This window comes from Methylophaga thalassica MP, assembly GCF_000214595.1.
Taxonomy (GTDB): Bacteria; Pseudomonadota; Gammaproteobacteria; order Nitrosococcales; family Methylophagaceae; genus Methylophaga; species Methylophaga thalassica.
The window spans coordinates 1-17,519 of sequence record NZ_AFIG01000001.1 but is presented as its reverse complement, the minus strand read 5'-3'; the positions used below and the strand labels follow the sequence as shown (position 1 = coordinate 17,519).

Annotated in this window: 21 protein-coding genes and 1 tRNA gene; 18 read left to right on the top strand and 4 right to left on the bottom strand. The window is 44.4% G+C overall.

Going from position 1 to position 17,519, the window contains the following annotated elements; all coding sequences use genetic code 11:
• Positions 1-2 precede the first annotated feature (2 nt).
• Positions 3-449: a MotA/TolQ/ExbB proton channel family protein gene (locus MAMP_RS00110; protein ID WP_007143915.1), complete on the top strand. Its 447-nt coding sequence runs from the start codon at positions 3-5 to the stop codon at positions 447-449.
• On the top strand, positions 442-756 hold the full coding sequence (locus tag MAMP_RS00105) for a DUF2149 domain-containing protein (RefSeq protein ID WP_007143914.1): 315 nt from the start codon (positions 442-444) through the stop codon (positions 754-756). Before MAMP_RS00110 ends, MAMP_RS00105 begins: the two co-directional genes overlap by 8 nt.
• A gap of 2 nt (positions 757-758) precedes the next feature.
• Here MAMP_RS00105 and MAMP_RS00100 read toward each other — a convergent pair whose 3' ends face one another.
• From MAMP_RS00100 to MAMP_RS00090, 3 genes are read right to left on the bottom strand one after another with little or no spacing between them, the layout of a single operon-like run.
• Complete coding sequence (locus tag MAMP_RS00100; RefSeq protein ID WP_007143913.1) at positions 759-1,181, bottom strand: lysozyme inhibitor LprI family protein; 423 nt, start codon at positions 1,179-1,181, stop codon at positions 759-761.
• 10 nt (positions 1,182-1,191) lie between these two features.
• Positions 1,192-2,208: a PA2778 family cysteine peptidase gene (locus tag MAMP_RS00095; RefSeq protein ID WP_007143912.1), complete on the bottom strand. Its 1,017-nt coding sequence runs from the start codon at positions 2,206-2,208 to the stop codon at positions 1,192-1,194.
• Positions 2,192-2,590: a PA2779 family protein gene (locus MAMP_RS00090; protein WP_007143911.1), complete on the bottom strand. Its 399-nt coding sequence runs from the start codon at positions 2,588-2,590 to the stop codon at positions 2,192-2,194. Before MAMP_RS00090 ends, MAMP_RS00095 begins: the two co-directional genes overlap by 17 nt.
• A gap of 198 nt (positions 2,591-2,788) precedes the next feature.
• On the opposite strand from MAMP_RS00090, the gene glnE reads away from it, so the two are divergent.
• The 15 genes from glnE (at position 2,789) to queC (ending at position 16,240) form a co-directional block, all read left to right on the top strand.
• The gene (gene glnE / locus MAMP_RS00085) at positions 2,789-5,605 is read left to right on the top strand and encodes a bifunctional [glutamate--ammonia ligase]-adenylyl-L-tyrosine phosphorylase/[glutamate--ammonia-ligase] adenylyltransferase (protein ID WP_007143910.1); all 2,817 of its coding nucleotides are present in this window, start codon (positions 2,789-2,791) and stop codon (positions 5,603-5,605) included.
• Positions 5,606-5,645: 40 nt separating this feature from the next.
• A complete protein-coding gene (locus tag MAMP_RS00080) occupies positions 5,646-6,578 on the top strand; it encodes a branched-chain amino acid transaminase (RefSeq protein ID WP_007143909.1) in 933 nt (310 codons plus the stop codon).
• Between the two features lie 61 nt (positions 6,579-6,639).
• Complete coding sequence (locus MAMP_RS00075) at positions 6,640-7,389, top strand: YebC/PmpR family DNA-binding transcriptional regulator (RefSeq protein WP_007143908.1); 750 nt, start codon at positions 6,640-6,642, stop codon at positions 7,387-7,389.
• Positions 7,390-7,400: 11 nt separating this feature from the next.
• Positions 7,401-7,937: a crossover junction endodeoxyribonuclease RuvC gene (ruvC, locus tag MAMP_RS00070; RefSeq protein WP_007143907.1), complete on the top strand. Its 537-nt coding sequence runs from the start codon at positions 7,401-7,403 to the stop codon at positions 7,935-7,937.
• On the top strand, positions 7,934-8,530 hold the full coding sequence (gene ruvA / locus MAMP_RS00065) for a Holliday junction branch migration protein RuvA (RefSeq protein ID WP_007143906.1): 597 nt from the start codon (positions 7,934-7,936) through the stop codon (positions 8,528-8,530). The genes ruvC and ruvA overlap by 4 nt, the downstream gene beginning before the upstream one ends.
• Before the next feature lies 1 nt (position 8,531).
• Positions 8,532-9,545 (top strand): Holliday junction branch migration DNA helicase RuvB, encoded by a 1,014-nt coding sequence (ruvB, locus tag MAMP_RS00060; protein ID WP_007143905.1) that lies wholly within the window; start codon positions 8,532-8,534, stop codon positions 9,543-9,545.
• A 4-nt stretch (positions 9,546-9,549) separates the two neighbouring features.
• Positions 9,550-9,954 carry a tol-pal system-associated acyl-CoA thioesterase gene (gene ybgC / locus MAMP_RS00055; protein ID WP_007143904.1) on the top strand — a complete coding sequence of 135 codons (405 nt, stop codon included), beginning with the start codon at positions 9,550-9,552 and terminating at the stop codon, positions 9,952-9,954.
• Positions 9,944-10,612: a protein TolQ gene (gene tolQ, locus MAMP_RS00050; RefSeq protein ID WP_007143903.1), complete on the top strand. Its 669-nt coding sequence runs from the start codon at positions 9,944-9,946 to the stop codon at positions 10,610-10,612. The genes ybgC and tolQ overlap by 11 nt, the downstream gene beginning before the upstream one ends.
• Before the next feature lie 15 nt (positions 10,613-10,627).
• Positions 10,628-11,080, top strand: a complete 453-nt coding sequence (tolR, locus tag MAMP_RS00045) for a protein TolR (RefSeq protein WP_007143902.1) — start codon at positions 10,628-10,630, stop codon at positions 11,078-11,080.
• A 4-nt stretch (positions 11,081-11,084) separates the two neighbouring features.
• Positions 11,085-12,200, top strand: coding sequence for a cell envelope integrity protein TolA (tolA, locus tag MAMP_RS00040; RefSeq protein ID WP_007143901.1), 1,116 nt, complete (start codon positions 11,085-11,087; stop codon positions 12,198-12,200).
• Between the two features lie 12 nt (positions 12,201-12,212).
• Positions 12,213-13,511 carry a Tol-Pal system beta propeller repeat protein TolB gene (gene tolB / locus MAMP_RS00035; protein WP_007143900.1) on the top strand — a complete coding sequence of 433 codons (1,299 nt, stop codon included), beginning with the start codon at positions 12,213-12,215 and terminating at the stop codon, positions 13,509-13,511.
• An 18-nt stretch (positions 13,512-13,529) separates the two neighbouring features.
• Entirely contained in the window at positions 13,530-14,102 is a 573-nt protein-coding gene (gene pal / locus MAMP_RS00030; protein WP_007143899.1) for a peptidoglycan-associated lipoprotein Pal, read from the top strand.
• A gap of 4 nt (positions 14,103-14,106) precedes the next feature.
• Positions 14,107-14,910 carry a tol-pal system protein YbgF gene (gene ybgF, locus MAMP_RS00025; RefSeq protein ID WP_007143898.1) on the top strand — a complete coding sequence of 268 codons (804 nt, stop codon included), beginning with the start codon at positions 14,107-14,109 and terminating at the stop codon, positions 14,908-14,910.
• Positions 14,911-14,930: 20 nt separating this feature from the next.
• Positions 14,931-15,572 (top strand): 7-carboxy-7-deazaguanine synthase QueE, encoded by a 642-nt coding sequence (gene queE / locus MAMP_RS00020; protein ID WP_040576085.1) that lies wholly within the window; start codon positions 14,931-14,933, stop codon positions 15,570-15,572.
• The gene (gene queC / locus MAMP_RS00015; RefSeq protein WP_007143896.1) at positions 15,569-16,240 is read left to right on the top strand and encodes a 7-cyano-7-deazaguanine synthase QueC; all 672 of its coding nucleotides are present in this window, start codon (positions 15,569-15,571) and stop codon (positions 16,238-16,240) included. Before queE ends, queC begins: the two co-directional genes overlap by 4 nt.
• Here the strand turns inward: queC and MAMP_RS00010 are convergent.
• Positions 16,231-16,518 carry a hypothetical protein gene (locus MAMP_RS00010; RefSeq protein ID WP_007143895.1) on the bottom strand — a complete coding sequence of 96 codons (288 nt, stop codon included), beginning with the start codon at positions 16,516-16,518 and terminating at the stop codon, positions 16,231-16,233. The genes queC and MAMP_RS00010 overlap by 10 nt on opposite strands.
• A gap of 83 nt (positions 16,519-16,601) precedes the next feature.
• Between MAMP_RS00010 and MAMP_RS00005 the strand changes: the two genes are divergently transcribed.
• Positions 16,602-16,677: transfer RNA gene (locus MAMP_RS00005), tRNA-Lys, on the top strand.
• Positions 16,678-17,519 lie beyond the last annotated feature (842 nt).

The following is a 17,519-nucleotide window of genomic DNA, read 5'->3' as shown; positions in this document are numbered from 1 at the left end:
TTATGTTGAGTTCACAGTCGATAGGTGTGATGCATCACTTAGTGGGATTTTTACTGGAACCAGTTATATGGGCACTAATGCTGTTTGCTGCCTTGAGCATTATAGATATAGGTATTGCACTAGCCGAGCGTTTTTCTGGTTTAAAGAAGTGGCAACAGTCGGGCCAAACTGACGCGTTTGAAACCTTAGCGTTTAAACGAATCGAACGAAGTGACTTTTTAGCCAGAATCGCGCCTATGCTCGGTTTGATGGGAACGCTGATTCCTCTTGGCCCCGGCTTATCAGCCTTGGGTAATGGCGAATTAAGCATTTTAACCACCGCGATGAGTGTGGCATTTGATACTACGGTGTTGGGTTTGTTTGTCGGCATTATCGGTTTTGTTTTAGGGCGGTTAAGACGACGCTGGTATGAGGAGGTATTGTCCTCAATGGAACAAGCTCATGGCTAGACGTTGGCGCAATAGTCGTTTTGATGGCAATGATGATGAACCATTAGGCCCTATGGCCAATCTATTAGACTTAATGTTGGTGTTTGCCTGCGGCTTGATCGCGGCATTGATCTCAATGAGCAGTCAGTTACAAGACCATTTCCAGTCAGAGAAAAATCAGGCGGATCATGCCTTGACGGAATTACAATCGATGAAAGAGTTACCGCAGATACCGGAGGGAATGCAGGGTGGCGCTGATGGATACGAGTCTGTTGGCCAAGTCTATCGCGACCCGAAAACGGGCAAGCTCATCATGATTGGGCAATGATATTAATCAAGTGGTAATTCTGGCTCTGGCAGTAATGCCGGCGTGCTGTCCGGGAAGATCAGGTAGCTGGACCAAAGTTCATGGGTTCTTACCTGAGTGAGCTTTATTTTACAGCCAAGCGACATGGCACCACGAATAGTGCCGCCCATCCAAATGATGTAAATGCTGTCACAATGGGCGTTTTTATAAGCCTCCCAGGCGGATTGCCCTGTTTCAATGGCTTCTATGACTTGAGTTTCATCGTGATAACGTTGCTTTGCCGCCGCCAGATAATGTTTCATGAGGTCTTGTTTTTGCTGAAGTTCTTCATTAAGACATGCATTAATTTCCAATGTGGTAAAGGCTGATGCGCAGTCAGTTTCTGTATGAGCAAAAACAGAGAAACTAATGAATAAAGTTAGCACCACGAACAGACGACTTAACATGATTGATCCTTTAAAACTCAGGGCACGTTGGAATTTCACACTGACCGCCAGGCATTGATCGTTGTCCGATAATTTCTTGCAGACTGTCTTTTAAATTATCATCGTCAGGAGCTATTCTGGTGGCGCAGACGATGGCACGAGTCGCCGCAAACCTGCAATTATTTTTCATTAATGCATAGCTCAAATTATTCCATGCCTGAGCGTTTTCCGGGGCAACTCTTATCGCATTCTCAAAAGCTAATCCAGCTTCCTTGTAGTGTCCAGCTTTGAACTCGGCATTACCCAGAGCCATATGTGATAAGGTCTGATCTGGCCATTGCTGTGTGGCGGTTTTATGTGCCAATAAGGCATTCTTATCTTGCCCTACTTGCATTAGAGCATCAGCTGCACGGGTATAACTAAGAAGATTGGCGGTGACAGGGACTTCATTGGGTTGTACGAAAACATAGGCCCAGTAGCGGCCTCTTTGCCAGGTATGTTCGAAGGTTTGAAAACTTACCTGATGTCTTTTTTCGGTGCCTGAACGCAAGATAAGTAATTGATTGTCTAATTCATAACCAATAACGACGGCGTAATGCCATACGGGATACCAGGTTAGGCCCAGATTTTGGAAAACCAATACAGGTCTGCCCGAGTTAACTTCTTCAATGATGGCTTTGATATCAGGACTAAGTTTATACGGCATGAGCTGATAGCTACGTGCCGTTGCGATCATTTCTACCTGTAAACTGCCTTTTTTCTCAGGCAGATAGACTTTGGCTGTTAAATCCTGAGGGACTACATCAATACCTTCAGACGTTAATATGGTCGCCAGTGCTGCAGGTCCACATTGGTATTCTTCCTGAGGAAAAAAGGCTGTTTCTGTGAGTTCGTGTTGTAGCGGAATGTTAGCAGGCGGTGAGTTCAGTAAATCTTTGGTTTGTGGTGCACTGGCACAAGCAGATAAGAAAAGCAGAATAAAAAAAACGCCAGAAAGTCTGGCGTTTTTGAATTCACTAAAAAATGATTGTTTAGTGATTAATATCATGTACAAATCCAAATACGTCGGTTGCACCCAGCATATCAGTAATCACTAAAACGATAAATACAACGAGAATGGCTCCAATAATGCCACTACCTGCAGGCATTTCATCAAAGTTTTGTGCTAACTGTGCCAGCTCCTGATCACTCATTTGATTGATACGTGCTTTCGCATCATTCAGGTCAACGCCCATAGATAATAATTGTTGTTTGACTTCCTGGCGGTCAAGTTGCTGTAACACTTCTTGTTTTGTGATGTCACTTTGAGATTGAGTAATAAGTTGTTGGTTATCGATCATTGCTGCATGAACAGGTGCCATGTAGATACTCAAAAAAGCCATGATTGATAAAACCGGAATGACTTTGTTCAAACGTCTAAAAAAATCCATATGTCTTACTCCTCATTAATTATTGGTGTTGATGACTACCCGAGGCAATCAATAACCCGATTCAAAATAACACAAATAAGATTGTGTGCAAGGCAATAAGCCTATTCAAGTGTCTATCCCCATTTTTATCGAAGGACATTTGGCTTTACGTAACCATAGGTTAAAGTAGTGTTTTTCTCATCGTTATCCGGAGTGTTTATGTCCTCAGCATTTGTTTTGCCAGAACCTTGGCAGCATGCCTTAAAGACTTACCCAGAGTTGCTCAATGAAGCACCAAAAGTGTTAGCGGCAAGTGATTATGTTAATCATTGGGGGCAGAGACAGGAAAAGATGCTGATGCAGTTGCTTGAATCACAACAACTGCAAAAAAAGCTTTCTCAGGATGAGATTGGTCAGCAGCTGGCTACCATGCTGCAAGGCGTCACAACTGAGGAGCTGTTACATCAGAAATTACGCTATTTCCGGCAATGGATGATGGTACGCATTATCTGGCGGGACCTGGCCGGTTTGGCTGATTTAGCCGAGACCATGGCAGATCTTTCGACGATGGCAGATGTCTGTATCCAACAGACGTTGGACATCCTATATCAATGGCAAGTTGAGATTAATGGCGTGCCCCGACGGCCAGATGGTCATCAACAACAGATGATTGTGCTAGGGATGGGTAAGCTGGGGGCGGGAGAGCTGAATCTGTCATCCGATATTGATCTTATATTCACTTATCCAGAAGAAGGGGAAACCGAAGGGGGCAGAAAACCGCTGAGCAATAGTGAGTTTTTTGTTCGCTTAGGACGAAAATTAATTCAGGCGCTGGATAACCAGACCGTCGATGGTTTTGTCTTTCGTGTGGATATGCGGCTACGCCCCTTTGGCGAAAGCGGTGCCTTGGTCTCGAGTTTTGACGCGATGGAAGAGTATTACCAGACTCAAGGACGAGAGTGGGAACGCTATGCCATGATTAAAGCCCGGGCTATCACCGGCAATGAAGCCGATAAAAAAGCTCTATCAGATATGTTGCGTCCCTTTGTTTATCGGCGTTATTTAGACTACGGCATGTTTGACTCATTACGTGAAATGAAGTCAATGATTGCTGGACAAATGCATCACCGTGGCATGGACGACAATATCAAATTGGGCGCAGGTGGTATCCGTGAAGTTGAATTTATTGGCCAGGTTTTTCAGCTAATTTATGGTGGGCGTGATCGGCCCCTGCAACAACGACCTATTCTGACCATTCTCGATTTATTAGCGGATAGAAAATTATTGTCTACTTATGCGGTAAGCCAGTTAAAACGCGCTTATGAATTTCTGCGTAGAACAGAGCATCGTATTCAGGCCTGGGCCGATCAACAAACCCATATTTTGCCCAGTGATGACGCATCAAGATACCGACTTGCACAAAGTATGGGCTTTGACGATTGGAGAAGTTTTTATTCAGTACTCAAAGACTATCGGCAACAGATACAAGAGCATTTTGACCAGTTGCTGACGGCGCCACAAGCCGGTGATGATGGTGCTGGGATAAAAATTTCTTTGTTCAATGCCCAGCCTGAAGAAAAGTTATCGTTTATTGAACAATGTGGTTACGACGACCCTGCTGAAATATTGGCCGTTGTCGATAAATTACTTGATCTGCATATCTGCCGAAATTTGAGTCAAACCGGCAGGCAACGGCTTGAGAAATTATTACCGCTGTTATTACAAGCAACAGGCAATGTCGAGAATGCTGATGCGTGTTTGCCACGCTTAATGCCATTGATGGAATCTATTATGCGTCGCAGTGCCTATATGGCGCTATTAGTAGAAAACCCGATGGCATTATCGCAACTGGTCAAGCTCTGTGCTGCTAGTCCTCTAATCAGTACCCAGTTGGCAAAATACCCTGTGTTGCTGGATGAGTTGCTCGATCCTCGCTCACTTTATGAAGTCCCTGAAAAAGAAGAGTTAAAAATACAGTTACTGCAGTTTTTATCATCCGTTGATGCCGATGATTTAGAGCAATTAATGAATCGTCTGCGTGAGTTTCGTCAGATTGCGACTTTACACGTGGCTGCAGCGGATGTGACAGGCGTGTTGCCTCTGATGGGGGTCGGTGATCAATTAACAGAACTCGCAGAACTTCTTCTGGAGCAAGTATGGCGAATCGCTTGGGAACACTTGGTTGCCAAGCATGGTTATCCACCGGTTACCGATAATGATGATCCTCAGCAGTGCGGTTTTACCATTCTTGCCTATGGTAAGTTGGGGGGGCTGGAGCTTGGGTATGGTTCCGATCTCGATCTTGTCTTTATTTTTGATGATGAGCAGGAAGGTATGACCGATGGTGAGCGGCCAGTTGATTTAATAGTGTTTTATACCCGATTGGCTCAACGCATGATTCACCTGCTAAATACGGTGACTCCTGGCGGTATTCTTTATGAAGTGGATATGCGCTTGCGGCCGAGCGGTGCATCTGGCTTATTAGTCAGCCCATTATCAGGGTTTACAGAATATCAGCAAAAAGAAGCATGGACCTGGGAACATCAGGCGCTGGTGCGTGCGCGCAACGTGATTGGAGACCGCCAACTTGCGCAAAAAGTGACGGATGTTCGTCAAGATATATTGGCGAGACCCCGCGACGAAGCGATGCTGGCGGAGCAAGTTAGAGAGATGCGTGCGAAAATGCGTCAGCAACTGGATAAGAGTGATAGCCAACTATTTGATCTAAAACAGGGTAAAGGTGGTATCACTGATATCGAATTTATGGTGCAATATGCAGTATTGGCATGGTCAATGGACTTGCCTGAATTACTCGTTTACACCGATAATATTAGGATTTTGGGAGCGCTAGTGGCTTCCGGAAAGCTTAAACCCGCTGAAGGGGAAATGTTGGCAGACGCCTATCGTTATTATCGGAACGAAGCCAACCACTGTGTTTTACAGGATAGACCCACATTAATGTCGGTAACTCAGTTACAAGACTTTCCGCAGCAGGTTGTGCAGATTTGGCAGCGCTGGTTAGGTGATAACGCCTGAAATCAGACTCAGATTAATCAATGAACTTGGAATAAAGCATATGGCAGTAGCAACAATGGCAGATCGTGATGGCGTTATCTGGCTCGACGGTGAATTAGTACCGTGGCGTGAGGCCAAAGTCCACGTCCTGACTCATACTCTTCATTACGGCATGGGCGTATTCGAAGGGGTGCGTGCTTATAAAACAGAACAAGGCACGGCTATCTTCCGTATGCAGGAGCACACTGATCGTCTTTTTCGCAGTGCCAAAATTTTAGGCATGGGCATGCCATTTGATAAGGAAACGATCAACGAAGCTCAACGGACTGTGGTTCGTGAAAATAATCTGGATTCAGCTTATATCAGACCAATGTGTTTTTATGGTTCAGAAGGCATGGGGATCCGTGCTGATAATCTAAACACACACGTTATGGTCGCGGCATGGCACTGGGGTGCTTACCTCGGTGAAGAAAATATGACAAAAGGTATTCGCATCAGAACATCATCGTTCACACGTCACCATGTCAATATCACCATGTGTAAAGCGAAAGCCAACGGTAACTACATGAACTCAATGATGGCGCTGCAAGAGGCGGTTAGCTGTGGTTATGACGAAGCATTATTATTAGATGCACAAGGCTTTGTGTGTGAAGGTAGTGGTGAAAACTTCTTTATGGTACGTGATGGGGTTTTATATACACCTGAGCTGACATCGGCGTTGGAAGGCATCACCCGTGAAACAGTTATGACGCTGGCACGTGATATTGGCCTGAAAGTCGTTGAAAAACGTATCACCCGTGATGAAGTGTATATCGCTGACGAAGCCTTTTTCACTGGTACAGCGGCTGAAGTTACCCCTATCAGAGAATTGGATAACCGTCCGATTGGTGAGGGTACACGTGGTCCCATCACTGAAAAACTTCAGGCAATGTATTTTGACCAGGTTTATGGTCGCAGTGATGTTTACAAAAACTGGAACACATTAGTTCGATAATTTAGGACTATTCGCCTGAGCAGTGAGGTTCAGGCTGGCAATAAAAGAGGTAAATAAGTACATGGCAGGTCATAGTAAGTGGGCAAATATTCAGCATAGAAAAGGTGCGCAGGATGCCAAGCGCGGCAAACTCTTCACTAAGCTGATTCGTGAAATTACTGTTGCAGCCAAAATGGGCGGCAGTGATCCAGCTTCTAACCCACGGTTACGTGCTGCAATAGATAAAGCATTAGGCGCGAACATGACAAAAGATGTCATCGAGCGTGCAACGAAACGTGGTGCCGGTGAACTGGAAGGCGTTAACTATGAAGAAATACGCTATGAAGGTTATGGTCCAAATGGCACGGCGATTATGGTTGACTGCATGACTGATAACCGTAACCGCACTGTTGCCGCTGTGCGTAATGTTTTCACCAAACGTGGTGGCAATATGGGAACGGATGGTTGCGTCGCTTTTCTGTTTAACAAAAAAGGCATTATTTCACTGGCTAGTGGCACTGATGAAGATGCGGTGATGGAAGTGGCACTTGAAGCAGGTGCTGAAGATATTGTGACTAATGCTGATGGATCTATTGATGTGTTTACTTCGCCTGAAGACTATTCAACGGTCAAAGATGCATTAGATGCTGCTGGGCTGGAAGCTGAATCAGCCCAGGTAACCATGCATCCTGATACCACCGTCAGTCTGGATGTCGATGATGCCCAAAAAGCCATCAATATGATCGAAGCATTTGAAGATCTGGATGATGTGCAGGAAGTGTATTCTAACGCAGACTTTTCTGATGAGGTCATGGCTCAGCTGAATAGCTGATGTCATAAGGTATGCCGCGTATCCTGGGGATTGATCCTGGTTCAAGAAAAACCGGTTTTGGCATTATCGAAATTGATGGAAAAAAAATAAAACACGTCATCAACGGCCGTTTAATGGTCGGTGATGGCGAGTTTGCCGATAGATTAAGGCAAATTTTTGAAGGTTTAACGGATCTGATTGAACGTTATCAACCCGATATGATGGCGATTGAAAAAGTCTTTTTACATAAAAACGCCGATTCTGCTTTAAAACTGGGTCAGGCCCGTGGTGCGGCTATCTGTGCGGCGGTAAATCAGCAATTGACCGTGTCAGAATATACGGCGACCCAAATAAAAAAAGCCGTGGTCGGCAATGGCCATGCAAATAAAGCACAAATTCAATATATGATGTCGGTGATTTTGAGTTTACCTGAATCACCCGAAGAGGATGCGGCCGATGCTTTGGCCTGCGCTCTCACACATGCACATCACTCTGCTATTGGTGGTAGTCAGAGTAAATTACCAGCAGGTATGCGCACCACTCGGCGCGGGGGAAGATATAGTCGATGATTGGACGTTTGCGGGGCATTATTATTGAAAAGCAGCCACCAGAGCTTGTTCTGGATGTGCATGGTGTTGGTTATGAGTTATCAGCACCCATGTCGACGTTCTTTAATTTACCTGCTGTGAATGAAGAAGTGATGCTTTTCACCCATATGGTGGTGAGAGAGGATGCTCAGCTTTTATATGCTTTTGCGACTGAACGTGAGCGCTTACTTTTCAGAAGTCTATTGAAAGTCAACGGAGTAGGCGCCAAGCTTGCCTTAACGATTCTTTCTGGCAGTGATGTGGATACTTTTGCCCGTAGTGTGCAGGAAGGGGATACTGCCAGTCTCACCCGTTTACCTGGTGTAGGTAAAAAAACAGCCGAAAGATTGATTGTCGAAATGCGTGACCGACTTAAAGAAGTCAGCTCAGCTATGGGCATTGATACCATTGTTTCGGAAATGCCAATGACAACAGCGGGTGCCAAAAGTGAAGCGATTGAAGCGCTGGTGGCACTGGGTTATAAACCTAACGAAGCCGATAAAATGTTACGTAGCTTTGATAGTGAAGGTATGAGCACCGAACAAATCATCCGCCAAGCATTGCAGAGAAACTGACATGGAAGAACGGTTTATTTCTCCACAGAGCAATAACGATGAAGAACGTATTGATCGTGCAATTCGTCCGATTACACTTGAGGATTATATTGGTCAACCTGTTGTCCGTGAGCAGATGGACTTGTTTATTTCAGCGGCTAAACAGCGAAAAGAGGCACTTGATCACACCTTGATTTTTGGGCCGCCCGGGTTAGGTAAAACGACTCTGGCGAATATTATTGCCAATGAAATGGGGGTCAATCTACGCCAAACATCGGGGCCCGTTCTGGAGAGACCAGGTGATTTGGCTGCCTTACTGACTAACCTCGAACCTAATGATGTTTTGTTTGTTGATGAGATTCACCGACTGAGTCCTATCGTTGAGGAAGTGCTTTATCCGGCGATGGAAGACTACCAAATCGATATCATGATAGGTGAAGGCCCTGCTGCTCGTTCTATCAAGCTGGACCTGGAACCCTTTACGCTGGTGGGGGCTACCACTCGGGCGGGTTCGCTCACTTCACCTTTACGTGATCGCTTTGGGATTGTTCAACGGCTGGAGTTCTACAATACACAGGATTTAAGTACGATTGTTGAACGAAGTGCTCGAATATTGAATGTAAAGTTAGATGTCAGTGGTGCTCATGAAGTCGCACGACGCTCACGCGGTACACCGCGTATAGCCAATCGTCTGCTGCGCCGTGTTAGAGATTACGCTGAGGTCCGTTTTAACGGAGAGGTGACAGCGGAAATTGCCAGACAGGCACTGGATTTACTTGATGTCGATAATTACGGCTTTGATATGTTAGACCGGAAATTACTGCTGGCGATTATTGAGAAGTTTGAAGGCGGACCTGTGGGTTTAGATAACCTGGCGGCGGCCATTGGTGAAGAACGTGGCACGATAGAAGATGTACTGGAGCCATACTTGATTCAGGAAGGCTTTATCATGCGCACTCCACGCGGTCGTGTCGCGACCAAACGTGCCTGGCTGCACCTGGGATTAAGTCCTGATCTGACATTGGATGGTCAATAATTTTATGAAAGAATTTGTTTGGCCAATCCGGGTTTATTATGAAGATACCGATAGCGGCGGAGTCGTGTATCATTCGCAATACGTGAACTTTATGGAACGGGCAAGAACGGAGTGGTTAAGAGCGTTAGGCGTTGAGCAGAGTACACTCAGACAAGAACAAGGTTTGTTGTTTGCTGTGCATTCAATGCAGATTAATTATCGGCGTCCTGCTGTATTTAATGACCTCTTACAAGTCATCTCCCGTCTGCAGAAAAGATCCGGTGCCAGTATTGTTTTTGAGCAGAGTATCTATCGCGGTGAGGAACTGTTGTGTGATGCTTTGGTCAGAGTTGCGAGTCTTAATGCAGAGACATTTCGCCCCAAACCCATACCTAATTTTATTTTGACGGAGTTGCATAGTGACTGCTGATCTATCGATTATCACCTTAATAGCTGAAGCTAGTTTGATTGTTAAACTGGTGATGCTGGTGTTATTAATGATTTCATTTTATTCGTGGCTGATTATCTTCCGTAAGCGGGGCGAGTTGGCAAAAGCAAAACGTGACGCGGATAATTTTGAAGATAAATTCTGGTCTGGCAACGAGCTGAATCGACTCTATGAAGATATTTCCTCACGTCCACACACCAGCCGAGGCATGGAAGGTATCTTTGAAGTCGGTTTTAAAGAATTTGTCCGCTTAAAGAAAACCTCGACAGATAGTAACTATGTACTTGAAGGCGCCCAGCGTGTGATGCGAATTTCGCTGGCAAGAGAAATTGACCAATTAGAAACCTCACTGCCTTTCCTGGCAACAGCTGGTTCTACCAGTCCTTATATCGGTTTGTTTGGTACGGTTTGGGGGATTATGAATTCTTTCCGTGCATTAGGTAATGTACAGCAGGCAACGTTATCCATGGTTGCGCCAGGGATTTCAGAAGCGTTGATCGCTACCGCAATGGGTTTGTTTGCTGCTATTCCAGCCGTTATTGCATACAACCGTTACTCCAACGAAGTTGAGCGTTTAATCAATCGCTACGATACTTTCCTGGAAGAGTTTTCTTCTATTTTACAGCGTCAACATAGTTAGCCCCGAGGTTAGGTCATGGCTGTACATTCAAACAGACGACAACGACGCAAGGCGATGAGCGACATTAATGTTGTGCCCTATATCGACGTCATGCTGGTGTTATTAATCATCTTTATGATCACTGCCCCCATGTTGACTCAGGGGGTTCAGGTTGAGTTACCGCAGGCAGATGCAAACCCCGTTGACTCACCAGAAAATACAGAACCTTTTGTTGTTTCCGTTGATGCAGAAGGCAACTTTTATGCGGCAGTAGGTGACAAGCAAGATGAAGCTGTTGGGCCAGAAAGACTGATGGCAATAACTAGCGCAGTCTTGAGTCGTAACCCTAAAACACCTGTGATGGTCAAAGGCGATAGTGCAGCGAGTTATGGGCATGTAGTTTCTGCAATGGCGTTATTGCAAAAAGCAGGTGCGCCTAGTGTTGGCCTGATTACCCAGCAGCCAGAATCAACCGAGAACGCTCAGTAATATTATGAAACACAACATCGTCGACAATCTTTTTGCTGGCGCATCATCTCTGGTGTTACATATCGTCCTTTTCGCCATGTTCATCATTGGTATGGATTGGACTTCAACGCCAAAACCATTAGCACAAGAACCACAAAAAGAAATTGTTCAGGCAACCGTGTTAGATGAAAACCTTGTCGAGCAAGAAGTTGCCCGTCTGGAGAAGCTTGAGCAAGATAAGAAAAACGCTGAGCAGGAACGTCAGCAAAAAGTGCAGGAGCAGTTGGAAGAAACACAAAAAGAACTTGCCCGTAAGGAGCAGGAATATCAGGACATGGAAGAACGCTCTCGTATTGAAGCAGAACAAAGAGCGAAGGCTGCAGAAGAAGAAAAACAACGTATTGCTGATCTAGCTAAACAAAGAGAAGCGGAAGAACAAAAACGTTTAGAAGCAGAAAAACAAAGAAAGCTGGAAGAAGAACGTAAACAAAAAGCTGAAGCTGAGCGTAAACAGGCTGAACTTGAAAAACAAAAAGTAGAAGCCGAGAAAAAACGCCTAGAGGAAGAAAAGCGTAAAGCTGAAGCTGAGCAAAAGCGTATAGAAGAAGAAAAACAAAAAGCGGCGGCAGAGAAAAAACGTTTAGAGGAAGAGAAGCGTAAAGCGGAAGAAGCCAAACAAAAGGCCGAAGCTGAGAAGAAACGTTTAGAGGAAGAAAAACGTAAAGCCGAAGCTGAAGCCAAACGTAAAGCAGAAGAAGCGAAACGTAAGGCTGAAGAGGAAGCTCGCAGGAAAGCTGCCGAGTCAGATCTTCAACGCCAACTTGAGCAGGAACAGCAGGAGCGTGAAGCACGCCGGGTAAAAAGCGTTGTCGATCAATACAGCCTGATGATTCAACAACGTGTAAAACGTTATTGGTTAAGGCCGGCAAATGTTCAATCAGGACTTCAATGTACAGTACAAGTGTCACTGTTACCCGGTGGTGATGTTAAGAATGTGAAAATTGTTAAAAGTAGTGGCAATGCAGTCTTTGATCGATCTGCTGAGTCAGCTGTATATAAAGCAGCGCCGCTACCGCAGCCTTCAGATCCAAAAGCTGCAGCAGCATTACGAGATTTTCAATTTATCTTTAAACCCGAATAGAGGATGGATGCGATGTTCACACGTTGGTTAAAAACAGTCGCGCTATTAATGTTTTTTGTGCCATGGCCGGCACATGCGTTATTAACAATCGAAATTACAGGTGGTTCGGAAGCTGCGCTACCAATTGCTGTCGTCCCATTTGGCAATGAAGGCTTCGCGCCGCCGGAAGATATTTCCAGTATTATCAGTAATGATCTAAAAAGTAGCGGTCGGTTCGCACCATTAAAACAAAGCGAGTTAATTTCGCAGCCACATGAAGGCCAGCAGGTGAACTTTGCGGATTGGCGGTTATTGCGCTCTGAAGGCTTATTGATCGGTAAGGTTAGCAGCCAGGATGGGGAAAACTATCAAGTACAATTCCAATTGTATGATGTATACAAATCACAGCAACTTGTGGGTAAACGCTATAATGTGCCCGCGTCCGGTATGCGCAACCTTGCACATCAAATCGCCGATATCGTTTATGAAACCCTGACAGGTGAAAAAGGCGTCTTTTCGACGCGTCTGGCCTTTGTGACAGAAATTAAGAATGCAGATGGCAGTAAGCGTTATGCCTTACAAATCTCTGATGCAGATGGTGCAAACCCAAGAACAGTACTGCAATCAAGACAACCTATCATGTCGCCAAGTTGGGCACCTGATGGTGATCGTCTCGCCTATGTGACATTTGAAAATGCAAAATCTGAAATTTTTGTGCAAGAACTTAGCACCGGTAAAAGACAATCAGTCGCTTCTTTTCGTGGTTTGAACAGTGCGCCAGCATGGTCACCTGATGGCAAAAAATTAGCGGTTACCTTATCAAAAAACGGTAACCCGGAAATTTATGTCTTAGAATTAAGCACTGGAAAATTGTCGCGTGTGACACACAATTCACAAGCGATTGACACTGAAGCGGTATGGATGCCAAATGGTCGTGAGATTTTATTTACCTCTGATCGTGGTGGCAGACCACAAATTTATAAAGTGAATGCAGATGGTGGCCGTGCTGAACGCGTTACCTTTGAAGGCAACTACAATGCCTCTGCAGATATTTCTCCTGATGGACGCATGATGACAATGGTGCATGGCGTTAACGGTAAGTTTCATATTGCCGTGCAGGATTTAGAGACAGGCGCGGTTCAGGTGTTAACTGAAACGCGGGCTGATGAGTCCCCGAGCTTTGCGCCAAACGGCCGCATGATTTTATATGCAACCGAGCAAAAAGGCAGAGGTGTATTAGCGGCAGTGTCCGTTGATGGCCGAATTAAACAACGCCTGGGAGAATCAGGTAGTGCGGTACGTGAACCGGCATGGTCGCCTTTTAAAAAGTAAGTGATAGGAGTCAATTAAATGAAAAAATTAAAATTGTTTGCGGTCTTAGTTCCATTGTTATGGTTAGCTGCTTGTAGTTCAACACCGAATAAAGGTATGAATGAAGGCGATGTGGCTGTAGAGGATCTAAGCGCACAAACATCAGGTGTTAATGGCCAAGGTAATGCTGATGGTAGTGAGTACGGCTCAGAAACTCAGGTTGTCGTGGGTGAAGATGATTACCAGGGTAATGAGTTGAATGATCCTTCAAATCCGTTATCTAACCGTGTGGTTTACTTTGAATATGACAGTGCGAATGTTCGTCAGGAAGATCAAGCTACCTTACAGGCTCATGCTGCTTATTTAGCGAAACACCCTAATGTGACAGTCAGATTAGAAGGTCATACTGACGAACGTGGTTCGCGTGAATATAACCTTGCATTAGGTGAACGCCGTGCTTTATCTATTCGTCAAATTTTAATGTTACAAGGGGCTGATATGAGTCAATTTCAGGTAACAAGTTTTGGTGAAGAAAGACCAGCAGTTGATGGTTCTGATGAATCTGCCTGGGCGCAAAACCGTCGTGTAGAAATTGTTTATTTAGGTCGATAGAAAAATGCAGATTAACGGCAAAAGAAAATTCATTTGTGCCGTGATTCTGGCTGTTACTCTGCCCAATATTAGTTGGGCAGAGACAGAGCCACTTCAGCAGCGTGTAGAAAGGCTGGAGCGAATCATTCAAGGCCAGGGGCTGATGAACCTGATTACTCGTGTTGATCAGTTACAAAATGAAATTCAGCGTCTTAATGGTGATAATGAAACATTAAGGCATGAGCTAGAGCAAGCGCAAAAACGTCAGAAAGAAATGTATATTGACTTAGACGAGCGCCTGCAAAAATTAGAAAACAATGCCTCTACGAATGCCAGTAACTTAGTAAGCAGTGATGAGCCAGCAGATACTTCAATGGCGAATGCTGGTATTAATGAAACAACTGATGAGCCATCTCCTACTGATGCAGCACCAGTCGCTGTTGAAAATGGTGAGGCCGCCTATCAAGCTGCCCTGCAAACGTTGCGAAGCGGTCAATACCAACAGGCAATTGATGCCTTAGCAAAATTCCCTGAACAATATCCGGGCAGTGTGTATTTACCTAATGCCTATTATTGGCAAGGTGAAGCAAAATATGTGTTAAGACAGTTTGCTGACGCGGCTGCGCTTTTCCAAATCGTTATTGATGAATATCCTACAAGCTCAAAAGTAGCAGATGCGCTTTTGAAAAGAGGGTTTAGCGAACAGGAAATGGGGGATAGCCAACGAGCTGAAGCTACGTTGAATCAAGTAGTAGAAAAGTACCCAAATAGTTCTGCAGCCAGACTCGCAAAAGCCAGGTTAGAACGTATCAATCAGCAAGCTAATTAAGACAGTGAGCCGGTAATTTTATGGCGCAATGTCGTATAACGGAAATTTTTTATTCTCTACAGGGTGAGTCCCGTACAGTAGGACTGCCGACTGTGTTTGTCAGGCTGACAGGCTGTCCGCTTCGCTGTGGTTATTGTGATACTGAGTATGCATTTCATGGCGGAGAAAAGATGGACCTCGATGAGATTGTGGCCAAAGTCGCTGCGTTTAATCCTCGATATGTCTGTGTGACTGGTGGTGAACCCCTCGCTCAGCCCAACTGTATACCTCTATTAACGGCATTGTGTGATCGTGGTTATGAGGTGTCATTAGAAACCAGTGGGGCTATGGATATAAGTAAAGTGGATAAACGAGTCAGCCGCGTTATGGACCTGAAAACACCAGGCTCAGGCGAAGAAAGTAAAAATCGTTATGAGAATATCGAACTATTAAATACTCACGATCAACTTAAATTTGTGGTTTGTCACCGTGATGATTATGACTGGGCAAAACAGAAATTACAGCAGCATCAGCTAAATGAACGATGTGAAGTATTGTTTTCCCCTATTCACGGGCAGTTACAACCAGCTGAGCTTGCTGAGTGGGTTGTTGAAGACAATTTACCCGTAAGAATGCAAATACAGATGCACAAATATCTATGGGGTGAGGAGAAAGGACGTTGAAAAAAGCCGTCATTCTTTTATCCGGTGGACTTGACTCTGCGACTGTGCTGGCGATTGCCCAGCAACAGGGATATAAATGTTTCACGATGAGCTTTGATTATGGTCAACGCCATCGAGCAGAATTACACGCCTCAGCCAAACTTGCTGAAGCCATGGGTGTTACTGAACATAAAGTTATCAATATTGATCTCACTGCCATTGGTGGTTCAGCACTGACTGATTCGTCCATAGCTGTTCCACAACAGCACGAAGAAGGCATTCCTATTACCTATGTGCCAGCACGAAATACAGTATTTTTATCAATTGCATTAGGATGGGCTGAGGTTTTAGAAGCGGATGCCATTTTTGTTGGTGTCAATGCGGTAGATTATTCTGGCTATCCGGATTGTCGTCCTGAATACATTGCTGCTTTTGAGAAGATGGCCAATTTAGCAACAAAAACGGGTGTGGAAGGTCATAAGTTAACGATAGAGACTCCACTAATAGACTTAAGTAAGCAGGCCATTATTGAAAAAGGTATTTCCTTAGGCGTGGATTACAGTCTGACGGTGTCATGCTATCAAGCTGATAATGAAGGCCGTGCATGTGGTGAATGTGATTCTTGCCGATTCCGTAAGGAAGGTTTCAGGCAAGCAGGCATAACTGATCCAACACCTTATCAAGACTGATCTAAGGTTAATTCAGCTTCTATTTCAGTTGCTGATTCAATCTCAAATGTTTTGAAACGTTTAAACGCTGTTAATAAATCACTTCTGGCCTGTTCGTTCTCCAATAGAAAATAGTTCTCTACGGCGCTCACAATATTGCTCATGAGATGGTTTCTTTCATCCATATACAATAATGCCTGAGCAACATGTTGATGATCATGGCCTGTTTCGAGCATTAATTCGGCGTTATTTAAAGCGGTTTTTAGTGTCGCTTCATCAGGTTTAGCTATGCTGATCATAGACACCTCACAATTAATTTAAAAAAAATGTGCCAAAAGGGTTGTCATTTATTTAGAAAACGGTATTATATGCCGCTTGGTTTGGGCCGTTAGCTCAGTTGGTAGAGCACCGGACTTTTAATCCGATGGTCCTGCGTTCGAGTCGCAGACGGCCCACCACAAATTCAAAGGGTTATGCTAAAAGCATAACCCTTTTTTATTGCCTGTAGTTTATGCTTTGCTTGAGCCATATCACAAAACTGCACAATTCAATTATCTCCACTCAGTTGTAATCGTTGTTTCCAAAAAAATAAGTTTCTCCATACTAGGATTATGTATCTGCGGTCGTTATGACGAGTGAAAAGTAGATACGGACGTATCAATCACTCCGTTTCATATTTAATACCCTCAATAACAACTTCGATTTCCTACCATTGAATGATCAACTAAATTTTTATAATAAATTTAGCGATGCCTAGCAGCCTTGTTGGGAGGTCTCAAAACTCTGGCTTTATTAGCTAAAGAGTTTGTTCTTATATGCAGGTCTGTATCGTTGGCTAAAATTATCAAGTAGATTTTTAAACGTTTGAATGAGCTAAACGGCTACTTGGCAGCGCTTAGTTTTGCTTATGAAAAGTGGTTATACCGACATAAGCAGAATTAAATACGGTGCAAGTGGAATACGTTTTGATAATTACCTTCTTATTTATTAAGTGGTTATCGGTGAGTAAAGGGGTGTCTGCTTTTAAAGGGAAAGGAAAATGACAAAAATATTACGGTTTTGTGTTGCTTTCATGAATTTCCTCGCGTAATATGCGCCCCTCTTGCTGATGAGGGAGCCCGAAAAGGCTAGTTGAATTGGCATTTGGCTTAAGGTTTACAGTTTCAAAAAATGTAAAAAATTAAGTTGACAGTCTGGCAGAGAGCTGTATAATTCTCGCTTCTTTGTTGCAGGAAACATCAGCAACAAACGCTCTTTAACAAAATAGTATCAAGTAATTTGTGTGGGTACTTACGTTAGG

Coding starts and splice junctions, on each gene's coding strand:
- ybgC (WP_007143904.1), top strand. CDS start 9,550: ATGAAAGAATTTGTTTGGCCAATCCGGGTTTATTATGAAGATACCGAT.
- tolR (WP_007143902.1), top strand. CDS start 10,628: ATGGCTGTACATTCAAACAGACGACAACGACGCAAGGCGATGAGCGAC.
- MAMP_RS00105 (WP_007143914.1), top strand. CDS start 442: ATGGCTAGACGTTGGCGCAATAGTCGTTTTGATGGCAATGATGATGAA.
- ruvA (WP_007143906.1), top strand. CDS start 7,934: ATGATTGGACGTTTGCGGGGCATTATTATTGAAAAGCAGCCACCAGAG.
- MAMP_RS00010 (WP_007143895.1), bottom strand. CDS start 16,518: ATGATCAGCATAGCTAAACCTGATGAAGCGACACTAAAAACCGCTTTA.
- MAMP_RS00090 (WP_007143911.1), bottom strand. CDS start 2,590: ATGGATTTTTTTAGACGTTTGAACAAAGTCATTCCGGTTTTATCAATC.
- MAMP_RS00080 (WP_007143909.1), top strand. CDS start 5,646: ATGGCAGTAGCAACAATGGCAGATCGTGATGGCGTTATCTGGCTCGAC.
- ruvC (WP_007143907.1), top strand. CDS start 7,401: ATGCCGCGTATCCTGGGGATTGATCCTGGTTCAAGAAAAACCGGTTTT.
- queE (WP_040576085.1), top strand. CDS start 14,931: ATGGCGCAATGTCGTATAACGGAAATTTTTTATTCTCTACAGGGTGAG.
- glnE (WP_007143910.1), top strand. CDS start 2,789: ATGTCCTCAGCATTTGTTTTGCCAGAACCTTGGCAGCATGCCTTAAAG.
- MAMP_RS00100 (WP_007143913.1), bottom strand. CDS start 1,181: ATGTTAAGTCGTCTGTTCGTGGTGCTAACTTTATTCATTAGTTTCTCT.
- tolB (WP_007143900.1), top strand. CDS start 12,213: ATGTTCACACGTTGGTTAAAAACAGTCGCGCTATTAATGTTTTTTGTG.
- MAMP_RS00095 (WP_007143912.1), bottom strand. CDS start 2,208: ATGATATTAATCACTAAACAATCATTTTTTAGTGAATTCAAAAACGCC.
- ybgF (WP_007143898.1), top strand. CDS start 14,107: ATGCAGATTAACGGCAAAAGAAAATTCATTTGTGCCGTGATTCTGGCT.
- tolA (WP_007143901.1), top strand. CDS start 11,085: ATGAAACACAACATCGTCGACAATCTTTTTGCTGGCGCATCATCTCTG.
- pal (WP_007143899.1), top strand. CDS start 13,530: ATGAAAAAATTAAAATTGTTTGCGGTCTTAGTTCCATTGTTATGGTTA.
- ruvB (WP_007143905.1), top strand. CDS start 8,532: ATGGAAGAACGGTTTATTTCTCCACAGAGCAATAACGATGAAGAACGT.
- MAMP_RS00075 (WP_007143908.1), top strand. CDS start 6,640: ATGGCAGGTCATAGTAAGTGGGCAAATATTCAGCATAGAAAAGGTGCG.
- MAMP_RS00110 (WP_007143915.1), top strand. CDS start 3: ATGTTGAGTTCACAGTCGATAGGTGTGATGCATCACTTAGTGGGATTT.